Here is a 14,724-nt window from a genome sequence, read left to right as displayed (position 1 = left end):
GTTCCGGGGGCGGTCGGGGCGCCGAGCGTGGCCGGAGCCCGGGAGATCCGGGAACCAAGCCGTGCCCAGTGCCCCGGCCGGAGCCGGGAATCCGCTCGCACTCATCGTCCCGGGGCACCCGGTCCCGACCGGTGACCCCATCATGGTCGGTGTCCGCGCTCGACGGCACCGGTGGTCGTCATGGCAGCGGAGCCTACTGCCCCAGTGGCAGCGTGCCCGCGTCGAAACAGGTGCGGTCGCCGGTGTGGCAAGCCGCGCCGACCTGGTCCACCTTGACCAGCAAGGTGTCGGCATCGCAGTCCAGGGCCACGGACTTGACGTGCTGTACATGTCCGGAGGTGTCGCCCTTGACCCAGTACGCCCGCCGGCTGCGGCTCCAGTACGTGCAGCGCCCGGTGGTCAGGGTGCGGTGGAGGGCCTCATCGTCCATCCAGCCGAGCATCAACACCTCGCCGGTGTCGTGTTGCTGGGCGATGGCGGGCACGAGGCCATCGGCGCTGCGCTTGAGACGATCCGCGATGGCGGGGTCAAGTCCGCTGGTGGGGCCGGCCGGGACGGCGTCCGCGGCATCATACGAGGCGCTCGCTGCCGTGGCCGGGGTCGCTGCCGGGGCGCCAGGGGTGGGGTCGAGACGGGACATGGGCCCATTATGCCCAGCGGGAGATGCCTCGGCGGGCGCCTTTCCTTCAGTCCGTACATCGCCACTGCGGCACCATTCGTCACGCGTAGCCCACAGCCGTCAGCCCAGCGCTCCGTGCTCATCCCCCTTCCGTACCCACCGCGTACCCACCGCATCCGCCGCATCCGCCGCGTACCCACCGCGTGACCGCCATGTGCCCGCCCCGTACCCATCGCGTCCCGACCCCGTACCAGGAAGCAGCCCGGTGGTGGCGAGACCCGGACCATGCGGCATGCTGCTGATATGACATATCCGCCGCCGCCGAACGACCCTCACCAGCCGGGAAACTACGGCGGCTTCGGCCCGCCGCAGCAAGGTTTCGGGCCGCCCGCACAGCCCGGAGGGCCGCCTGCGGGCGGACCGCCCATACCGCCGGGCGGGCCGTACATGCAGCCGGGTGGGCCGCCCATGCAGCCCGGTGGCTTCGGGGCGTACCCGCCGCCTCCGCCGCCGCCCCGCCGTAACAACGGGAAGATCGCGGCCATCGTCGTGGGCTCCGTAGTGGCGATCGCCGTACTCGCGGGCGTCGTGGTCGCCGCGACCGGGGATGACGGCGACGACAAGGCGGCCAAGGAGAAGCCTCGCGACGCCCCGATCTCGTCCGTGCCGAAGGTGCCGACAGGTGTGCCGTCCCTCGATCTGCCGTCCGCGTCGGAGTCCCCGGGCCAGGGAGCCCCGGTCGGGGGTGGCAGCCAGACGCCCAGCAGCGGTCCGTCCAGCACTCCGTCCGCCGCGCCCACCGACCTGGTGCCCTACGTCGTGCTCAGCCCGGGCACCTGCTTCGACCACCCGGGCCTCGACCCCAGCGTGAGGCAGGTCGAAAAGCGGGCGTGCACCAGCGCGCACGACGGCGAGGTGATCTCCAATGCGACGCTGACGGGCACCTTCAGCACCGAGAAGGAGATTCAGACCAAGGCTCTGTCGCTGTGTGAGCCGGCCGCGAAGGCCCGGTTGCAGAAGATCCCGGCGGGCAAGACGTACTTCTACTACGCGCTCTACCCCTCGCAGTCCACCTACAGCATTCGCGGTATGGACCAGGTCTCCTGCTCGTTGACGCTCAGCGCTTCCCCGGGCGGCGCGAAGTTGACGGAGAAGCTGCCGTCGAAGTAGCAGCCCGGCCGCCGATCCATCGACCAGCCGGCCCTCGACCAGCCGCCGCTGGCTCCGGGCCCCACCCGCCGGGACGACTCGCGGGTGGCACGGCCGCGCCGCGCGGGTGCGCGGCGCGGCTGCACCCGCCGCCGCGCCGGCTGTGCCAGCCGTGTCAACCGTGTCCGGGCGGCTTCGCTGGCCGTAGGGTGGCGACATGTCTACGTACGCGAAGCGCGAACGGCTGGTGCTCGCCGACCTGTTGGAGGGTGCCGGGCCCCAGGCTCCGACCCTGTGCGGCGACTGGACCACCCGCGACCTGGCGGCCCATGTGGTGGTGCGTGAGCGCCGCAGTGACGCCGCCGCCGGCCTCCTGATCAAGCCGCTGGCGGCCCGGCTGGCGCGGGTGCAGGGCGAGTTCGCGGCGAAGCCGTACGAGGAGCTGATCCAGCTCATCCGTACGGGCCCGCCCCGGTTCTCGCCCTTCGCCCTGAAGCAGGTCGATGAGGCCGCCAACATCGTCGAGTTCTACGTACACGCCGAGGACGTCCGCCGCGCCCAGCCCGACTGGACCCCGCGCGAGCTGGACCCGGTCTTCTCCAGCACCCTGTGGAGCCGCGTCGAACGCGTGGCCCGCGCACTGGCCCGCAAGAGCCCGGTGGGCCTGGTCGTACGCATCCCGGATGGTCGCACGGCGGTAGCCCGCAAGGGCACCCCGGTCGTCACGGTCACCGGCGACCCCGCGGAGGTACTGCTCTTCCTTTACGGCCGCCAGGACGCGGCACGCGTGGAGGTAACGGGCGACAAGGAGGCGGTAACCCGGGCCCGCGAGGCAAGCCTGGGGTTGTGACCTCGGGGGCCGCGGCTAGCTCCCGACAGCGTCGGGCGCGAGCTGGTACAGGGGCGGGCCGGCCCGGGCGCCCGGGCCGGCGTCCGGGGACGCGTGGCCCCCGTGCTGCTCACAGGTGCGCGGCCGACATCGGCGGCATCACGGCCCAGGACGGTCAACTGCGCAGCCAGGCGCTCTACCTCGGTCACGACCTCTGCGGGCAGGCCACCCACGACGTGCTCGGCGTCCGGGTCGTAGCTCCAGGTCCAGCCGCCGCTCACGAGGAGATCTCGTGGTGTGCCAGGTCGGTGATCTGTTGCAGCTCGGCGAGTGCAGAGCGAAGAACCTCTCGGTCCGTCGCCTCTTCGGCCGCCCTCTCCAGCTCGCGTAGCCGTGCGGCGCGGGCCGGGTAGCGCTGGATGGCGACGAACTCGCCCCACCACTGCAAGAAGGTACGCAGTGGGGCGATGGTGCTCTGAGCCGCGGCCTGCTCGACCGCGCGATCGAGATGCTCGGCGAAGGACGGCAGCTGAGCGGGGGCGATCTGGGCGACCGCGGCGCGAAGAGCTGACAGAGTGAGTGCCGGCATGGGGATGAGGGGCCCATCGGGGGCAGCGGGCTGCTCGGTCATCGAAATGTCTCCTGGGCGGCGATCCGCGCGATCACCATGTCCGGGCCGTAGTGGGAAACGCTGAACTGAGCCTACGCCCGCTCCTCGCCAGCCACCCAGCAGCCGACACTCCTCGATCGCCGCGGAGCGCGTGGGACCGCGGCCAGCCCGGATCTCTGTGCGAAGACGCAGGCACCCGGAGCGCGCACCCATCACACACCGGCCCCTCCCCCACTCACCCAGCAGTTGGGCACCCCGCCGCCGCTCCTCGCACCGACCCGCAGCGCACTCACGAAGTAGCCTGCTGCGCCCACGCCTTGTGGACGTCGAAGACGACGAGCATGCCGCCACATCCGTCGGGCTCCGACCACCACTCGTCGGCCAGCGCGTCCACGATCATTAGGCCGCGCCCCCAATCTCGTCCGGCTTCGCCCTGCGCGGCCGTAACGTGGCGACGCGTCCTGGATTGCGGACTTTCACCCGCAGCGTGGTCCCCACTCGATACCAGTCCACACGCACACGCCACACCCCCTCCGCGTCCCCGCACCGGATCGCGTTGGTGACGAGTTCCGAAAGCATCAACTCACAGTCGTCCACGGCGCAGACAAGGTGCTCGTAAGCGACGATCTTGCGGAACCAGCGCCGCGCTCGCGCGACGGACTCGGGCTCCGGACGCAGCACTATGGCCCCAACCCAGCGGGGACCCAATTCGTCGTCGCGTACTCCCCATTCGGGCGCCATCGAGCCACCTCCGCAAGAGACTTCTCTAGAGAGATTCAGACGCCCCAATGAAACCCAAACTTCTCTAGAGATGTCAACCGGCCTATCACCCCCGCCGCTCACGCCAGCGCGACGCGACCTAGGGTGTCTCTAGAGAGGATGGAGGACGAGCGTTGACAGCAAGCCGAGGCGACGGACAGCTCAAGTACCAGCGCATCGCCGAGACGCTCAAGGCGGCGATTGCCACGGGTGAGTACGGTCCGGGCGACCGGCTCCCCGGCGAGAACGAGCTGATGGCCACGCACCAGGTCGCCCGAATGACGGCACGGCAAGCGCTCGGCGTGCTGCGGAGCGAGGGGATTGCCGAGGCCCGCAAAGGCGCTGGGGTTTTCGTACGCACCTTCCGCCCCATCCGCCGGCACGGCATCCAGCGCGTGGCCCGGGAACGGTGGGCGGCGGGTCAGTCCGTTTGGACGGCCGACCTGGACGCAGGGCGGGAACTGATCGTGGATGACGCCTCGGTACGCGAGGGGCAGGCCCCTGAAAACGTGGCGGCTACGCTCGGGCTCCGGCCAGAAGAACCAGTGTGTGTCCGCACGCGCCGCTTCGTACTCGACGACAAACCCGTCCTGCTCTCCGCCTCCTACCTCCCGGCCTCCCTGGTCGCCGGTACGGCCATCGCCGAGCAGGACAGCGGCCCCGGCGGCATCTACGCCCGACTCGCCGAACTCGGGCACGCGCCCGCCCACTTCCGCGAGGAGATCCGCTGCCGGATGCCCACGGCGGCCGAGACGCAGCGGCTCCAGCTCTCCAGCGGCACGCCCGTCGTGCTCATCTGCCGCACCGCCTTCACCGCCGATGACCGGGCCGTGGAGGTCAACGAGATGGTGCTGGACGCCAGTTCGTACATTCTGGAGTACGACTTCGACGCCTGAGCCACCGAGAACGCCCGGCGCGCCACCGGCGCCGCCGCCCCTCGCACCGGCCCGCAGCGCACTCACGAAGCGAGCCGCCCGCGCCGCGCGCCCTACCCCCGGCCCGCGCGCCCCCGCGGCAGCACACAGGCCGGCGCCAGCCCCTGCCCGGCGGGCCCGTTCAGCGCGGACCGCCCTGCACTCAGGGCCCGGCTACGGGGGCTCATCACCCCCGGGGGCCCCGCCACGGCCCCTACCGAACCGGCTGCCCCGCCTCCCGTAGAGCCCCCTTGACCTCGCCGATGCGTAGGTCGCCGAAGTGGAACACGGAAGCCGCCAACACGGCGTCAGCACCTGCCGCGATGGCCGGGGGGAAGTCGGCGAGCTTGCCGGCGCCGCCGCTGGCGATGACCGGGATGGTGACCTCCGCGCGGACGGCCTTGATCATCGCCGTGTCGTAGCCGTCCTTCGTGCCGTCCGCGTCCATGGAGTTCAACAGGATCTCGCCGGCGCCGAGTTCCGCCGCGCGGTGTGCCCACTCGACGGCGTCCAGGCCCGTGCCGCGGCGTCCGCCGTGGGTGGTGACCTCGTAACCGGAGTCGGTCTCGGTGCCCTGCGGGCAGCGGCGGGCGTCCACGGAAAGGACGAGGACCTGGCTGCCGAAGCGCTCGGCGATCTCGCGGATCAGTTCGGGTCTGGCGATCGCGGCCGTGTTGACGCCGACCTTGTCCGCGCCCGCCCGCAGCAGCCGGTCCACGTCCTCGGGGGCACGTACCCCGCCGCCGACCGTGAGCGGGATGAAGACCTGCTCAGCGGTGCGACGGACGACGTCGTAGGTGGTCTCGCGGTTGCCAGACGACGCGGTGATGTCCAAGAACGTCAACTCGTCGGCGCCCTCGTCGCCGTACAGCCTGGCCATCTCCACCGGGTCGCCCGCGTCCCGCAGGTTTTGGAAGTTGACGCCCTTGACAACGCGGCCGTTGTCCACATCGAGGCAGGGGATGACTCGGACCGCGAGGGTCATGGCATTCGTCCTTCGGTGGTGCGGGCCGCGCCGTCGTCGGTGGCGCGGGATGTGCTGTCGCCGCTGGTACGGGCCGTGCCACTAGCCTCTTCCGCGGCCGGGGCGGCGGCGCGGCCGGGGCGGAACGCTTCGAGTTCCACCTCGACCAGCACCCGCGAGTCAACGAAGCCCGAGACCACGACCAGCGTGGTGGCCGGGCGCACGGCGGCGAAGATCTCCCGGTGGGCGCGGCTGACGGCGTCCACATCGCGGGCGTGGGTGAAGTAGACGCGCGTACGAAGGACGGCGTCGGCGCCGAGGCCGAAGCCGCCGAGCGCGGCGAGCGCGTGGCGCAACGCCGCCAAGGTCTGCTCGTACGGGTCGCCTTCACCCTGGAGTACGCCGTCTACCAGGGGCATGGTCCCGGCGACGAAGACCAGGTCTCCGGCCGCCACGGCCCGCGCGGAGCCGATCGTCTCTTCCCAGGGGCTCTCGCTCTGGTGCCGCTCGATCGTGTGCTCATGCCGGACGGGCTCGGGTGTGGTCATACGGACACTGCCTCCAACGCCTCTTCCAAGGTGAACGCCTTGGCGTAGAGCGCCTTGCCGACGATGGCACCCTCGACGCCCTCCGGTACCAGCCTGGTGATCGCGCGCAGGTCGTCAAGGGAGGAGACGCCGCCGGATGCGACGACGGGCCGGTCGGTGACGGCGCAGACGTCGCGCAGAAGCTGGAGGTTCGGGCCCTGGAGCGTACCGTCCTTGGCGATGTCGGTGACCACGTAGCGGGCGCAGCCCTCCGCGTCGAGTCGGGCCAGCGTGGTGAACAGGTCGCCGCCGTCGCGGGTCCAGCCCCGGCCGCGCAGCGTGGTGCCTCGCACATCGAGGCCCACGGCGATGCGGTCGCCGTGCTCGGCGATGGCCTTGGCGACCCACTGCGGGGACTCCAGGGCCGCGGTGCCTAGGTTGACCCGGGTGCAGCCGGTGGCCAGCGCGGCCTTGAGCGAGGCGTCGTCGCGGATGCCGCCGGACAGCTCGACCTTCACGTCCATGGCCTGGGTGACCTCGGCGATCTGGGTGCGGTTGTCGCCGGTGCCGAACGCCGCATCGAGGTCCACCAGATGCAGCCACTCGGCGCCCGCTTGCTGCCAGGCGAGCGCCGCGGCCAGTGGGTCGCCGTAGGAGGTCTCGGAGCCGGATTCCCCGTGGACGAGGCGGACGGCCTGGCCGTCGCGTACGTCTACCGCGGGGAGGAGTTCGAGCTTGCTCATCTGGGTCCAGTCTTTCGAGTCAAGGACGGATAAGACGGAGAAGGGCCAGTGAACGGCGCCTAGAGGGTGCCGAGCCAGTTGGTCAGCAGGTGCGCTCCGACGTCGCCGGACTTCTCGGGGTGGAACTGGGTGGCCCGCAGCGGGCCGTTCTCCACGGCCGCCACGAACGGCTCGCCGTGCGTGGCCCACGTGACCTGGGGCGGGCGCATGGCGGGGCTGGTCGCCTCGAATGTCCACTCCTGTGCGGCGTAGGAGTGCACGAAGTAGAACCGGGCGTCCGCGTCAAGGCCCGCGAACAGCGCGGAGTCCTCGGCCGCGTTGACCGTGTTCCAGCCCATGTGCGGTACGACGGGCGCCCGCAGCGGGCCGACGGTGCCGGGCCACTCGTCCAGGCCTTCGGTCTGTACGCCGTGCTCGATGCCGCGCTCGAAGAGGATCTGCATGCCGACGCAGATGCCGAGCACGGGGCGCCCACCGGCGAGCCTGCGGCCCACGATCCAGTCGCCGCGCGCCGCGCGCAGGCCCTGCATGCAGGCGGCGAAGGCGCCGACGCCGGGAACCAGGAGCCCATCGGCCTCCATGGCCCGGTCGTAGTCGCGGGTGATCTCGACGTTCGCGCCGACGTGGGCCAGGGCCCGCTCGGCGGAGCGCACGTTGCCGAAGCCGTAGTCGAGGACCACCACCGAGGGCGTGCGCCGGGTCATCCCCACACCCCCTGGATGCGCAGCACGCCCGACACCAGGCACATGGCGGCGCTGATGCCGAGCAGTACGACCACGCCCCGGGGCATCCCCTGCTTGGTAAAGGAGTAGACGCCGCCGAAGAGGAAGAGCCCGACGACGATGAGGATGGTGGACAGACCGGTCACAGCGTTCTCCCGTTCATGACGGCCGTGGGCGCCGCGGAACTAGCCGTGGGCGCCGCGGGGGTGGGGGCTGCGGGCGTGGCGGTCTCGCGGCGGCTCACAGCGCGCCCTTGGTCGAGGGGAGGATGCCGGCGGCGCGCGGGTCGCGCTCGCTCGCGTACCGCAGGGCCCGGGCGATGGCCTTGAACTGGCACTCGACGATGTGGTGCGCATTGCGCCCGTACGGCACGTGGACGTGCAGCGCGACCTGCGCCTGAGCGACGAAGGACTCCAGGATGTGCCGGGTCATCGTCGTGTCGTACGCCCCGATCATGGGGGCGATGTTCTCGGGCTCGGTGTGGACGAGGTAGGGGCGCCCCGAGAGGTCCACGGTGACCTGGGCGAGCGACTCGTCCAGCGGCACCGTGCAGTTGCCGAAGCGGTAGATCCCCACCTTGTCGCCGAGCGCCTGCTTGAAGGCGGCGCCCAGGGCGAGGGCGGTGTCCTCGATCGTGTGGTGCGTGTCGATGTGCAGATCGCCCTCGGTCTTGACGGTAAGGTCGAAGAGGCCGTGCCTGCCGAGTTGGTCGAGCATGTGGTCGTAGAAGCCGACCCCGGTGGAGATCTCGGTCCTTCCAGTGCCGTCCAGGTCGATCTCGACCAGCACGGATGTTTCCTTGGTCGTGCGTTCCACGCGTCCTACGCGGGTCATCGCTTGTTCTCCTTCAGTACCGCCCGGACCGCGTCCAGGAACGCGTCGTTCTCCGCGGGAGTGCCCACACTGACCCGCAGCCAGCCCGGCACGCCGTTGTCGCGGACCAGCACACCGTGATCGAGGATCGCTTGCCAGATCGCCTGCTGGTCGGCGGGGGGCGTGTCCCCTGACTCGCCCGCCGCACCCGGATGGGTGGAAGGGAAGCCGAACTGCACGAAGTTGGCATCCGAGTCGGTGACCGCACAGCCCATGGCGCGCAGTTCCGTCACCAGCCGGTCGCGCTGGGCCTTGAGCTGCTCCACGTACCCAAGGAGCGTATCGGTGTGTTCCAGTGCGGCGAGCGCGGTGGCTTGGGTCACGGCGGACAGGTGGTAGGGCAGCCGCACCAACTGCACGGCGTCCACGACGGCCGGATCGGCGGCCAGGTACCCCAGGCGCAGACCGGCCGCGCCGAACGCCTTGGACATGGTCCGGGTGAGGACCAGCAGGGGGCGGTCCGCGATCAGCGGCAGCAGCGACGGCTGGTGGCTGAACTCGCCGTACGCCTCGTCGATCACCACCAGCGCCCCGCCCTCCCGCTCCCTGGCGGTCTGCGCCGCCTCGTACAGGGCGAGCACGGTGGCCGCGTCCACGGCGGTGCCGGTGGGGTTGTTCGGCGAGCAGATGAAGATCACGTGCGGGCGCAGCCGGGCGATCTCCGCGGTGGCGGCGGCCACGTCGATGGTGAAGTCGTCGCGCCGCGGCCCGGAGATCCATCCGGTGCCGGTACCGCGCGCGATGAGGGCGTGCATGGAGTACGAGGGTTCGAAGCCGATCGCGGTACGGCCGGGGCCGCCGAAGGTTTGCAGAAGCTGCTGAATGATCTCGTTCGAGCCGTTGGCGGCCCAGACGTTCGCCAACTCCACCGGGTGGCCCGCGGTGGAGGAGAGGTAGCCGGCGAGGCCGGTGCGCAACTCGACCGCGTCCCGGTCCGGGTAGCGGTTGAGGCCGCGGGCGGCCTCGGCGACCCGTTCGGCGATCCTGGCGACCAGCGCTTCGGGCAGCGGATAGGGGTTCTCATTGGTGTTCAGCCGCACCGGGACATCGAGCTGCGGCGCTCCGTACGGGCTCTTGCCGCGCAGTTCGTCCCGGATGGGGAGGTCATCGATTCCGGTCACGTGCCTTGCGGAGCCTTCCGTGCGGTGGCGGCGTTGCCCGGGACGGCCGGGGTCGCGTGGGGTGCGGGCGGTAGCGCGTCGCCGAAGCGCGCCGTGAGGGCGGCGCCGTGCGCGGGCAGGTCCTCCGCGTCGGCGAGGGTCACCACGTGTCCGGTGACCTCGGCGAGGGCGTCTCGCGAGTAGTCCACCACGTGGATGCCGCGCAGGAAGGACTGCACCGACAGGCCGGAGGAGTGGCAGGCGCAGCCGCCGGTGGGCAGCACGTGGTTCGAGCCGGCGCAGTAGTCGCCGAGCGAGACCGGTGCGTAGGGACCGACGAAGACCGCCCCTGCGTTGCGGACCCGGGCGGCGACCTGGGCCGCGTCCCTGGTCTGGATCTCCAGGTGCTCGGCGGCGTACGCGTCCACGACGGCCAAGCCCTGGTCGATGTCGGACACGAGGACGATGCCCGATTGCCGCCCGGCCAGCGCCTCGGTGATGCGCTCGCGGTGCTTGGCCTGGGCGACCCGCGTCGTCAGCTCGGCTTCGACCGCATCGGCCAGCGACGGGGAGTCGGTAACGAGCACGGCGGCGGCCAGCGTGTCGTGCTCGGCCTGGCTGATCAGATCGGCTGCGACGTGGCCGGGGTCGGCGCTGTCGTCGGCGAGGATCGCGATCTCGGTGGGCCCGGCCTCGGCGTCGATGCCGATGCGGCCCTTGAGCAGGCGCTTTGCCGCGGCCACCCAGATGTTTCCGGGGCCGGTGACGAGCTGCGTGGGGCGGCACTCATCGGTGCCGTACGCGAACATGGCGATCGCCTGAGCGCCGCCGGCCGCGTACACCTCATCCACGCCGAGCAGGGCGCAGGCGGCGAGGATGGTCGGGTGCGGCAGGCCGTCGAAGGCGGCCTGGGGCGGTGAGGAGACCGCGAGCGAGGACACGCCCGCCTCCTGCGCGGGCACCACGTTCATGACCACCGATGACGGGTAGACGGCGTTGCCGCCCGGCACGTACAGGCCGACCCGCTCGACCGGCACCCAGCGCTCAGTGACGGTCCCGCCGGGCACCACCTGGACGGTGTGGTCGCGGCGGCGCTGCTCGCGGTGGACGATCCTGGCCCGCCGGATGGACTCCTCCAGCGCGGCCCTGACCTTCGGGTCGAGGTCTTCCAGGGCCTGGCTGATGGTCTCGGTAGCCACCCGCACGCGCTCGATGCGCACACCGTCGAACCGTTCCGCGTAGTCGATCAGCGCCGCGGTGCCACGATGATGCACGTCGTCGCAGATGGGCCGCACCTTTTCCAGGGCGGCTTCGACGTCGAGCTCGGCACGGGGCAGCAGGTCGCGGTCGATCCCGCCATTGGCCCCAGGGGCCACAGCGGTACCGCGCAGATCGATTCGGGAGATCACGCAATCAATTGTCTCAGACGTGTCCCGAGCCCCGCCCCGCCGTATCAATCACTGATACCAGCCCCCTAGGTTGGCGCTGACCAGTGGTGTTCAACCGGTCACGCAACGGGAATGTGGTCCGTACAGGCGTACGGGGCATAGGGAGGGGACACAGCGGTGACGGAACCACATGACGGGGACCCGCCCGACGGGCTTGGTCTGACTCCCGCCGAGTGGGGTATGTGGCAGGCGTTCCGCACCGGCAGCACCTTCGATTTACGCTCCCCCAACCAGCACCGCAACGACCCCACAGGCCCGCACGCCTGGGGCCCCGAGCGCAGCGTGCGGGCCCGGGTGCTGGCGCTGCTGCTCCTTGAGCCGCCGGCCGCCCAGCCGGGCCGGGTGGCCGCGCTCAAGCTGAACGGCGCGTACGTCACCGGCACCCTTGAGCTGTCCGGCGGCACCATCGCCCCCTTCGTCGAGCTGCGCAACTGTCGCTTCGAGCAAGAGGTGTTGCTGCCCGAGAGCCGGTTCACCACGCTGCGTCTGGTCGGCTGCGCCATCCCGCGCATCGAGGCGGCCCGGCTGCACACCGAGGGAGACCTACACCTGCCGCGCTGCACGGTGGACCGGGGCATTCGGCTCACCGACGCGCATATCGGTACGGACCTCCTGCTCAACCAGCTCGTGGTGCGCAAGGACCGATATGGCAGGTCGATCGCCGCCGATGGGCTCAACGTGGCCCAGGACCTCCAGGCCGAGCTCATCGAGTCCTACGGCGAGTTGACCATGCGCGGCGCGCACATAGGCGTCTCGCTCAGCCTGCGCGGCAGCAAGCTGCGCAACCCGTACGGCCGCAGGGCGCTCAACGCCCCGCAGCTCAGCGTGGAGCGCACGCTGTACCTGACGCCCGCCGGCCTCACCGGCTCGCCCAACTCGACGGACTTGAGCGGTTTAAGCGATTTGAGCGGTCTGCCGTATTCCACCGACACCACACCGCCGTACGGCATCGCGCTGCCGCCGACCGGCGGCGTGCGCACCCAGCGCTTCGAATGCGAGGGCGGCGTCCGGCTGGACGACGGCCGGTTCGGCGACGCGATCGACATCGACCAGGCGCGCTTCACCATGGCCAGCGACCAGGAGTTGTCGCTGCGCCGGGTACAGACGCCGGAGCTGCGGTTCATGTGCGAGCGCCAGCAAAACGGGCGCGTGGTGCTCTCCGGCGCGAAGGTGGTCAACCTCGTGGACAAGTCCACGAGCTGGCCGGGGCCCGGCGGTTTGGCCATGGCGGGATTCGCGTACGAATCGCTGATACCGCGCGGCCACTTTCCGCTCGCGCGGCGCCTTGAGTGGGTGGCCGCCGCCACCCCCGAGTACGCGCCGGAGCCGTACGAGATGCTGGCCACCGCGCTGCGCGACTGCGGCGAGGAAGAGTCCGCCCGCGAGGTGCTGCTCGCCAAGCAGCGCCGCCGGCGCGAAACGCTGCCGCTGGTCGGGAAGATGTGGGGCTACCTCCAGGACTGGATGGTTGCTTACGGGTATCGGCCGGGCCGGGCGGCGGTGTGGATCGCCCTGCTGTGGGGCGTCGGCGCGGTGTTCTTCTCCAGCCACCAGCCGGCGCCGATCAAGGGTGATGAGGGCCCGGAGTGGAATGCGGCCCTGTACACGCTGGATGTGCTCCTACCGGTCATCGACCTCGGCCAGGCCAATTTCTGGACGCCGGAGGGCCGGGCCCAGTGGGTGACGGCCGTGCTGGTGCTCCTTGGCTGGATCTTGGCGACCACGGTCGCGGCGGGCGCCTCCCGCCTACTGCGCCGCAACTAGCCAGGGCCTGCACATCTCAAGGCGGCTTCGTCACATCGAACCTGACGGCGAAAACCCGCCCCAACGGGCAGACTTGGGGCCCCGTACACCCGCGCTACCCGCGCCGCGACCAGGGATACGGGCGCAGCCCATTAGGCTTACCCGTCGTGACTGCCGCCCGCCTGCCGCTCTTCCCGCTGAACACCGTGCTGTTTCCCGGCCTCGTGCTGCCGCTGAACATTTTCGAGCAGCGGTATCGCGCGCTGATGCGCGACCTCGCGGCGCTTTCGTCAGACGAGCCGCGCAACTTCGCCGTCGTCGCCATCCGCGACGGCCGCGAGGTCGCGACGACCGCCCCTGGCATGCCCGATCCCACCGCCCAACCGGAGCGCGGGGCGGCAGCGGGGTTCGGTGACGACCCGATGCGAGCACTGCACTCGGTGGGTTGTATCGCCGACGCGGCCACCATCCGAGAGCAGCCAGATGGCACCTTCGAGGCGATCGCCACCGGCACCACCCGCTTCAAGCTGCTGTCCGTGGACGCCTCGGGCCCGTATCTGACCGCGGAGGTCGAGCCGCTTGAGGAGACCGCGGGCGACGGCGCGGGCGCGCTGGCCTCGGGCGTCGTACGGGCGTTCCGCACCTACCAAAAGCGGCTCGCAGGGGCCCGCGAACGGAGTGTGACCACCTCTGACCAGGACCTGCCGGACGAGCCATCGGTGCTGTCGTATCTGGTCGCTGCCGCGGCGGTGCTGGACGTTCCTGCCAAGCAGCGGCTGCTTCAGGCGCCCGATACGGCCAGCCGGCTCGCGGAGGAGCTGAAATTGCTGCGCGCCGAAGCCGCGGTGATCGGTAAGCTCCCGTCCCTGCCCATGATCGACCTCACCCGGCGCCCCACCAGCCCCAACTGACCAGCAGGGCCCGTTCGCGGCGATAGTGGCCGCGAGCAAGCCTCTGGGCCGAGCGCCCCGGCTCAGCACCTGAGCGCGCGCACCGGCCGAGCGCCCCGACCGAGCGGGAGGAAGCCCTCGTGGCAAGGAAGCCGCAACAGCATGCGAAGGCGGCGAAGGGCAAGAAGCAGCCATCCGGTGGCACTCCGGCCACGGTCGTGCTCACCGAGGCCGGCACGGATTTCACGCTGCACTCCTACCCGCACGATCCGGCCGACCCCGCGTACACCTCCTACGGCGAGGAGGCAGCCCGTGCGCTGGGCGTCGCCCCCGAGCAGGTCTTCAAGACGTTGGTCGCGGACGTGGACGGCGCGCTGACGGTCGCCATCGTGCCGGTTTCGGGCTCGCTCGACCTCAAGGCGCTGGCCGCGGCGGTGGGCGGCAAGCGGGCCACGATGGCGGACCCGGTAGCAGCCGAGCGCGTCACCGGGTACGTACGAGGCGGCATCTCGCCCCTGGGCCAGCGCAGGCGGCTTCGTACGGCCCTGGACGCCTCAGCGGCCGGCCATGCCACGGTGTGCGTCTCGGCGGGGCGGCGCGGCCTGGAGGTCGAGCTCTCCCCCACCGACCTCGCGGCCCTCACGGATGCGGTGATCGCCCCCATCGCCCGTGCCTGACCCCTGGACGTTGGGCGCGACCTCCGCTACGACAGACAGTGCGGGCCGCCGCACGCGCGCCACGCACCGGGGAGGACGTCCATGTCCAAACGCACCCGCAAGCGCCGCTGGCGCCTGAAGAAGTCCAGAGCCAACCACGGCCGCCGCCCGTCGTAAC

17 protein-coding genes and 1 pseudogene are annotated in these 14,724 nt (G+C 71.1%); 7 read left to right on the top strand and 11 right to left on the bottom strand.

The features are described 5' to 3' along the window. Positions 1-193: 193 nt before the first annotated feature. Positions 194-640, bottom strand: a complete 447-nt coding sequence (gene hisI / locus FHS42_RS02640) for a phosphoribosyl-AMP cyclohydrolase (protein ID WP_246494110.1) — start codon at positions 638-640, stop codon at positions 194-196. 282 nt (positions 641-922) lie between these two features. Between hisI and FHS42_RS02635 the strand changes: the two genes are divergently transcribed. Further along, complete coding sequence (locus tag FHS42_RS02635; RefSeq protein WP_184568817.1) at positions 923-1,789, top strand: hypothetical protein; 867 nt, start codon at positions 923-925, stop codon at positions 1,787-1,789. Between the two features lie 196 nt (positions 1,790-1,985). Next, positions 1,986-2,618, top strand: a complete 633-nt coding sequence (locus FHS42_RS02630; protein WP_184568816.1) for a TIGR03085 family metal-binding protein — start codon at positions 1,986-1,988, stop codon at positions 2,616-2,618. A gap of 256 nt (positions 2,619-2,874) precedes the next feature. On the opposite strand, the gene FHS42_RS02625 is transcribed toward FHS42_RS02630, so the two are convergent. Then, on the bottom strand, positions 2,875-3,228 hold the full coding sequence (locus tag FHS42_RS02625; protein WP_184568815.1) for a hypothetical protein: 354 nt from the start codon (positions 3,226-3,228) through the stop codon (positions 2,875-2,877). Positions 3,229-3,606: 378 nt separating this feature from the next. Beyond that, positions 3,607-3,948: an ATP-binding protein gene (locus FHS42_RS02620; protein ID WP_246494109.1), complete on the bottom strand. Its 342-nt coding sequence runs from the start codon at positions 3,946-3,948 to the stop codon at positions 3,607-3,609. A gap of 152 nt (positions 3,949-4,100) precedes the next feature. Here FHS42_RS02620 and FHS42_RS02615 point away from each other — a divergent pair, with 152 nt between their 5' ends. Beyond that, complete coding sequence (locus FHS42_RS02615; RefSeq protein ID WP_184568814.1) at positions 4,101-4,862, top strand: GntR family transcriptional regulator; 762 nt, start codon at positions 4,101-4,103, stop codon at positions 4,860-4,862. 232 nt (positions 4,863-5,094) lie between these two features. On the opposite strand, the gene hisF is transcribed toward FHS42_RS02615, so the two are convergent. From hisF to hisD, 8 genes and pseudogenes are all read right to left on the bottom strand, one after another. After that, complete coding sequence (gene hisF / locus FHS42_RS02610; RefSeq protein WP_184568813.1) at positions 5,095-5,865, bottom strand: imidazole glycerol phosphate synthase subunit HisF; 771 nt, start codon at positions 5,863-5,865, stop codon at positions 5,095-5,097. Positions 5,866-5,984: 119 nt separating this feature from the next. Continuing rightward, positions 5,985-6,392: pseudogene (locus tag FHS42_RS02605) on the bottom strand (Rid family hydrolase); the annotation flags it as partial. Then, complete coding sequence (priA, locus tag FHS42_RS02600) at positions 6,389-7,114, bottom strand: bifunctional 1-(5-phosphoribosyl)-5-((5-phosphoribosylamino)methylideneamino)imidazole-4-carboxamide isomerase/phosphoribosylanthranilate isomerase PriA (RefSeq protein ID WP_184568811.1); 726 nt, start codon at positions 7,112-7,114, stop codon at positions 6,389-6,391. The pseudogene FHS42_RS02605 and the gene priA, both read right to left, overlap by 4 nt. Before the next feature lie 59 nt (positions 7,115-7,173). Continuing rightward, positions 7,174-7,818, bottom strand: coding sequence for an imidazole glycerol phosphate synthase subunit HisH (gene hisH, locus FHS42_RS02595; protein WP_184568810.1), 645 nt, complete (start codon positions 7,816-7,818; stop codon positions 7,174-7,176). Then, positions 7,815-7,982 carry a CG2302 family histidine operon protein gene (locus FHS42_RS02590; protein WP_184568809.1) on the bottom strand — a complete coding sequence of 56 codons (168 nt, stop codon included), beginning with the start codon at positions 7,980-7,982 and terminating at the stop codon, positions 7,815-7,817. The genes hisH and FHS42_RS02590 overlap by 4 nt, the downstream gene beginning before the upstream one ends. A gap of 94 nt (positions 7,983-8,076) precedes the next feature. After that, positions 8,077-8,670, bottom strand: coding sequence for an imidazoleglycerol-phosphate dehydratase HisB (gene hisB / locus FHS42_RS02585; protein ID WP_184568808.1), 594 nt, complete (start codon positions 8,668-8,670; stop codon positions 8,077-8,079). Then, positions 8,667-9,830 carry a histidinol-phosphate transaminase gene (locus tag FHS42_RS02580; protein ID WP_184568807.1) on the bottom strand — a complete coding sequence of 388 codons (1,164 nt, stop codon included), beginning with the start codon at positions 9,828-9,830 and terminating at the stop codon, positions 8,667-8,669. Before FHS42_RS02580 ends, hisB begins: the two co-directional genes overlap by 4 nt. Then, entirely contained in the window at positions 9,827-11,218 is a 1,392-nt protein-coding gene (gene hisD / locus FHS42_RS02575; RefSeq protein ID WP_184568806.1) for a histidinol dehydrogenase, read from the bottom strand. The genes FHS42_RS02580 and hisD overlap by 4 nt, the downstream gene beginning before the upstream one ends. A 156-nt stretch (positions 11,219-11,374) precedes the next feature. Between hisD and FHS42_RS02570 the strand changes: the two genes are divergently transcribed. The 4 genes from FHS42_RS02570 to FHS42_RS38960 all read left to right on the top strand — a co-directional run bounded on the left by FHS42_RS02570 (position 11,375) and on the right by FHS42_RS38960 (position 14,723). Further along, complete coding sequence (locus FHS42_RS02570) at positions 11,375-13,021, top strand: oxidoreductase (protein ID WP_184568805.1); 1,647 nt, start codon at positions 11,375-11,377, stop codon at positions 13,019-13,021. Between the two features lie 146 nt (positions 13,022-13,167). Next, positions 13,168-13,911: an LON peptidase substrate-binding domain-containing protein gene (locus FHS42_RS02565; protein WP_184568804.1), complete on the top strand. Its 744-nt coding sequence runs from the start codon at positions 13,168-13,170 to the stop codon at positions 13,909-13,911. A 119-nt stretch (positions 13,912-14,030) separates the two neighbouring features. After that, entirely contained in the window at positions 14,031-14,567 is a 537-nt protein-coding gene (ybaK, locus tag FHS42_RS02560; RefSeq protein ID WP_184568803.1) for a Cys-tRNA(Pro) deacylase, read from the top strand. Positions 14,568-14,648: 81 nt separating this feature from the next. After that, positions 14,649-14,723, top strand: a complete 75-nt coding sequence (locus FHS42_RS38960; protein WP_376772519.1) for a 50S ribosomal protein bL37 — start codon at positions 14,649-14,651, stop codon at positions 14,721-14,723. Position 14,724 lies beyond the last annotated feature (1 nt).

Origin of the sequence: Streptomyces zagrosensis, assembly GCF_014203645.1 — a bacterium.
In the GTDB taxonomy this organism is placed as follows: Bacteria; Actinomycetota; Actinomycetes; order Streptomycetales; family Streptomycetaceae; genus Streptomyces; species Streptomyces zagrosensis.
The sequence above is the reverse complement of the archived record's forward strand: the minus strand, read 5'-3'. Positions and strand labels throughout refer to the sequence as shown.

What these genes read in the sequence shown, in the direction of transcription:
- hisF (WP_184568813.1), bottom strand. Translation starts at nt 5,865, where the DNA reads ATGACCCTCGCGGTCCGAGTCATCCCCTGCCTCGATGTGGACAACGGC.
- FHS42_RS02630 (WP_184568816.1), top strand. Translation starts at nt 1,986, where the DNA reads ATGTCTACGTACGCGAAGCGCGAACGGCTGGTGCTCGCCGACCTGTTG.
- hisI (WP_246494110.1), bottom strand. Translation starts at nt 640, where the DNA reads ATGTCCCGTCTCGACCCCACCCCTGGCGCCCCGGCAGCGACCCCGGCC.
- FHS42_RS02625 (WP_184568815.1), bottom strand. Translation starts at nt 3,228, where the DNA reads ATGACCGAGCAGCCCGCTGCCCCCGATGGGCCCCTCATCCCCATGCCG.
- hisB (WP_184568808.1), bottom strand. Translation starts at nt 8,670, where the DNA reads ATGACCCGCGTAGGACGCGTGGAACGCACGACCAAGGAAACATCCGTG.
- hisH (WP_184568810.1), bottom strand. Translation starts at nt 7,818, where the DNA reads ATGACCCGGCGCACGCCCTCGGTGGTGGTCCTCGACTACGGCTTCGGC.
- FHS42_RS02620 (WP_246494109.1), bottom strand. Translation starts at nt 3,948, where the DNA reads ATGGCGCCCGAATGGGGAGTACGCGACGACGAATTGGGTCCCCGCTGG.
- priA (WP_184568811.1), bottom strand. Translation starts at nt 7,114, where the DNA reads ATGAGCAAGCTCGAACTCCTCCCCGCGGTAGACGTACGCGACGGCCAG.
- FHS42_RS02635 (WP_184568817.1), top strand. Translation starts at nt 923, where the DNA reads ATGACATATCCGCCGCCGCCGAACGACCCTCACCAGCCGGGAAACTAC.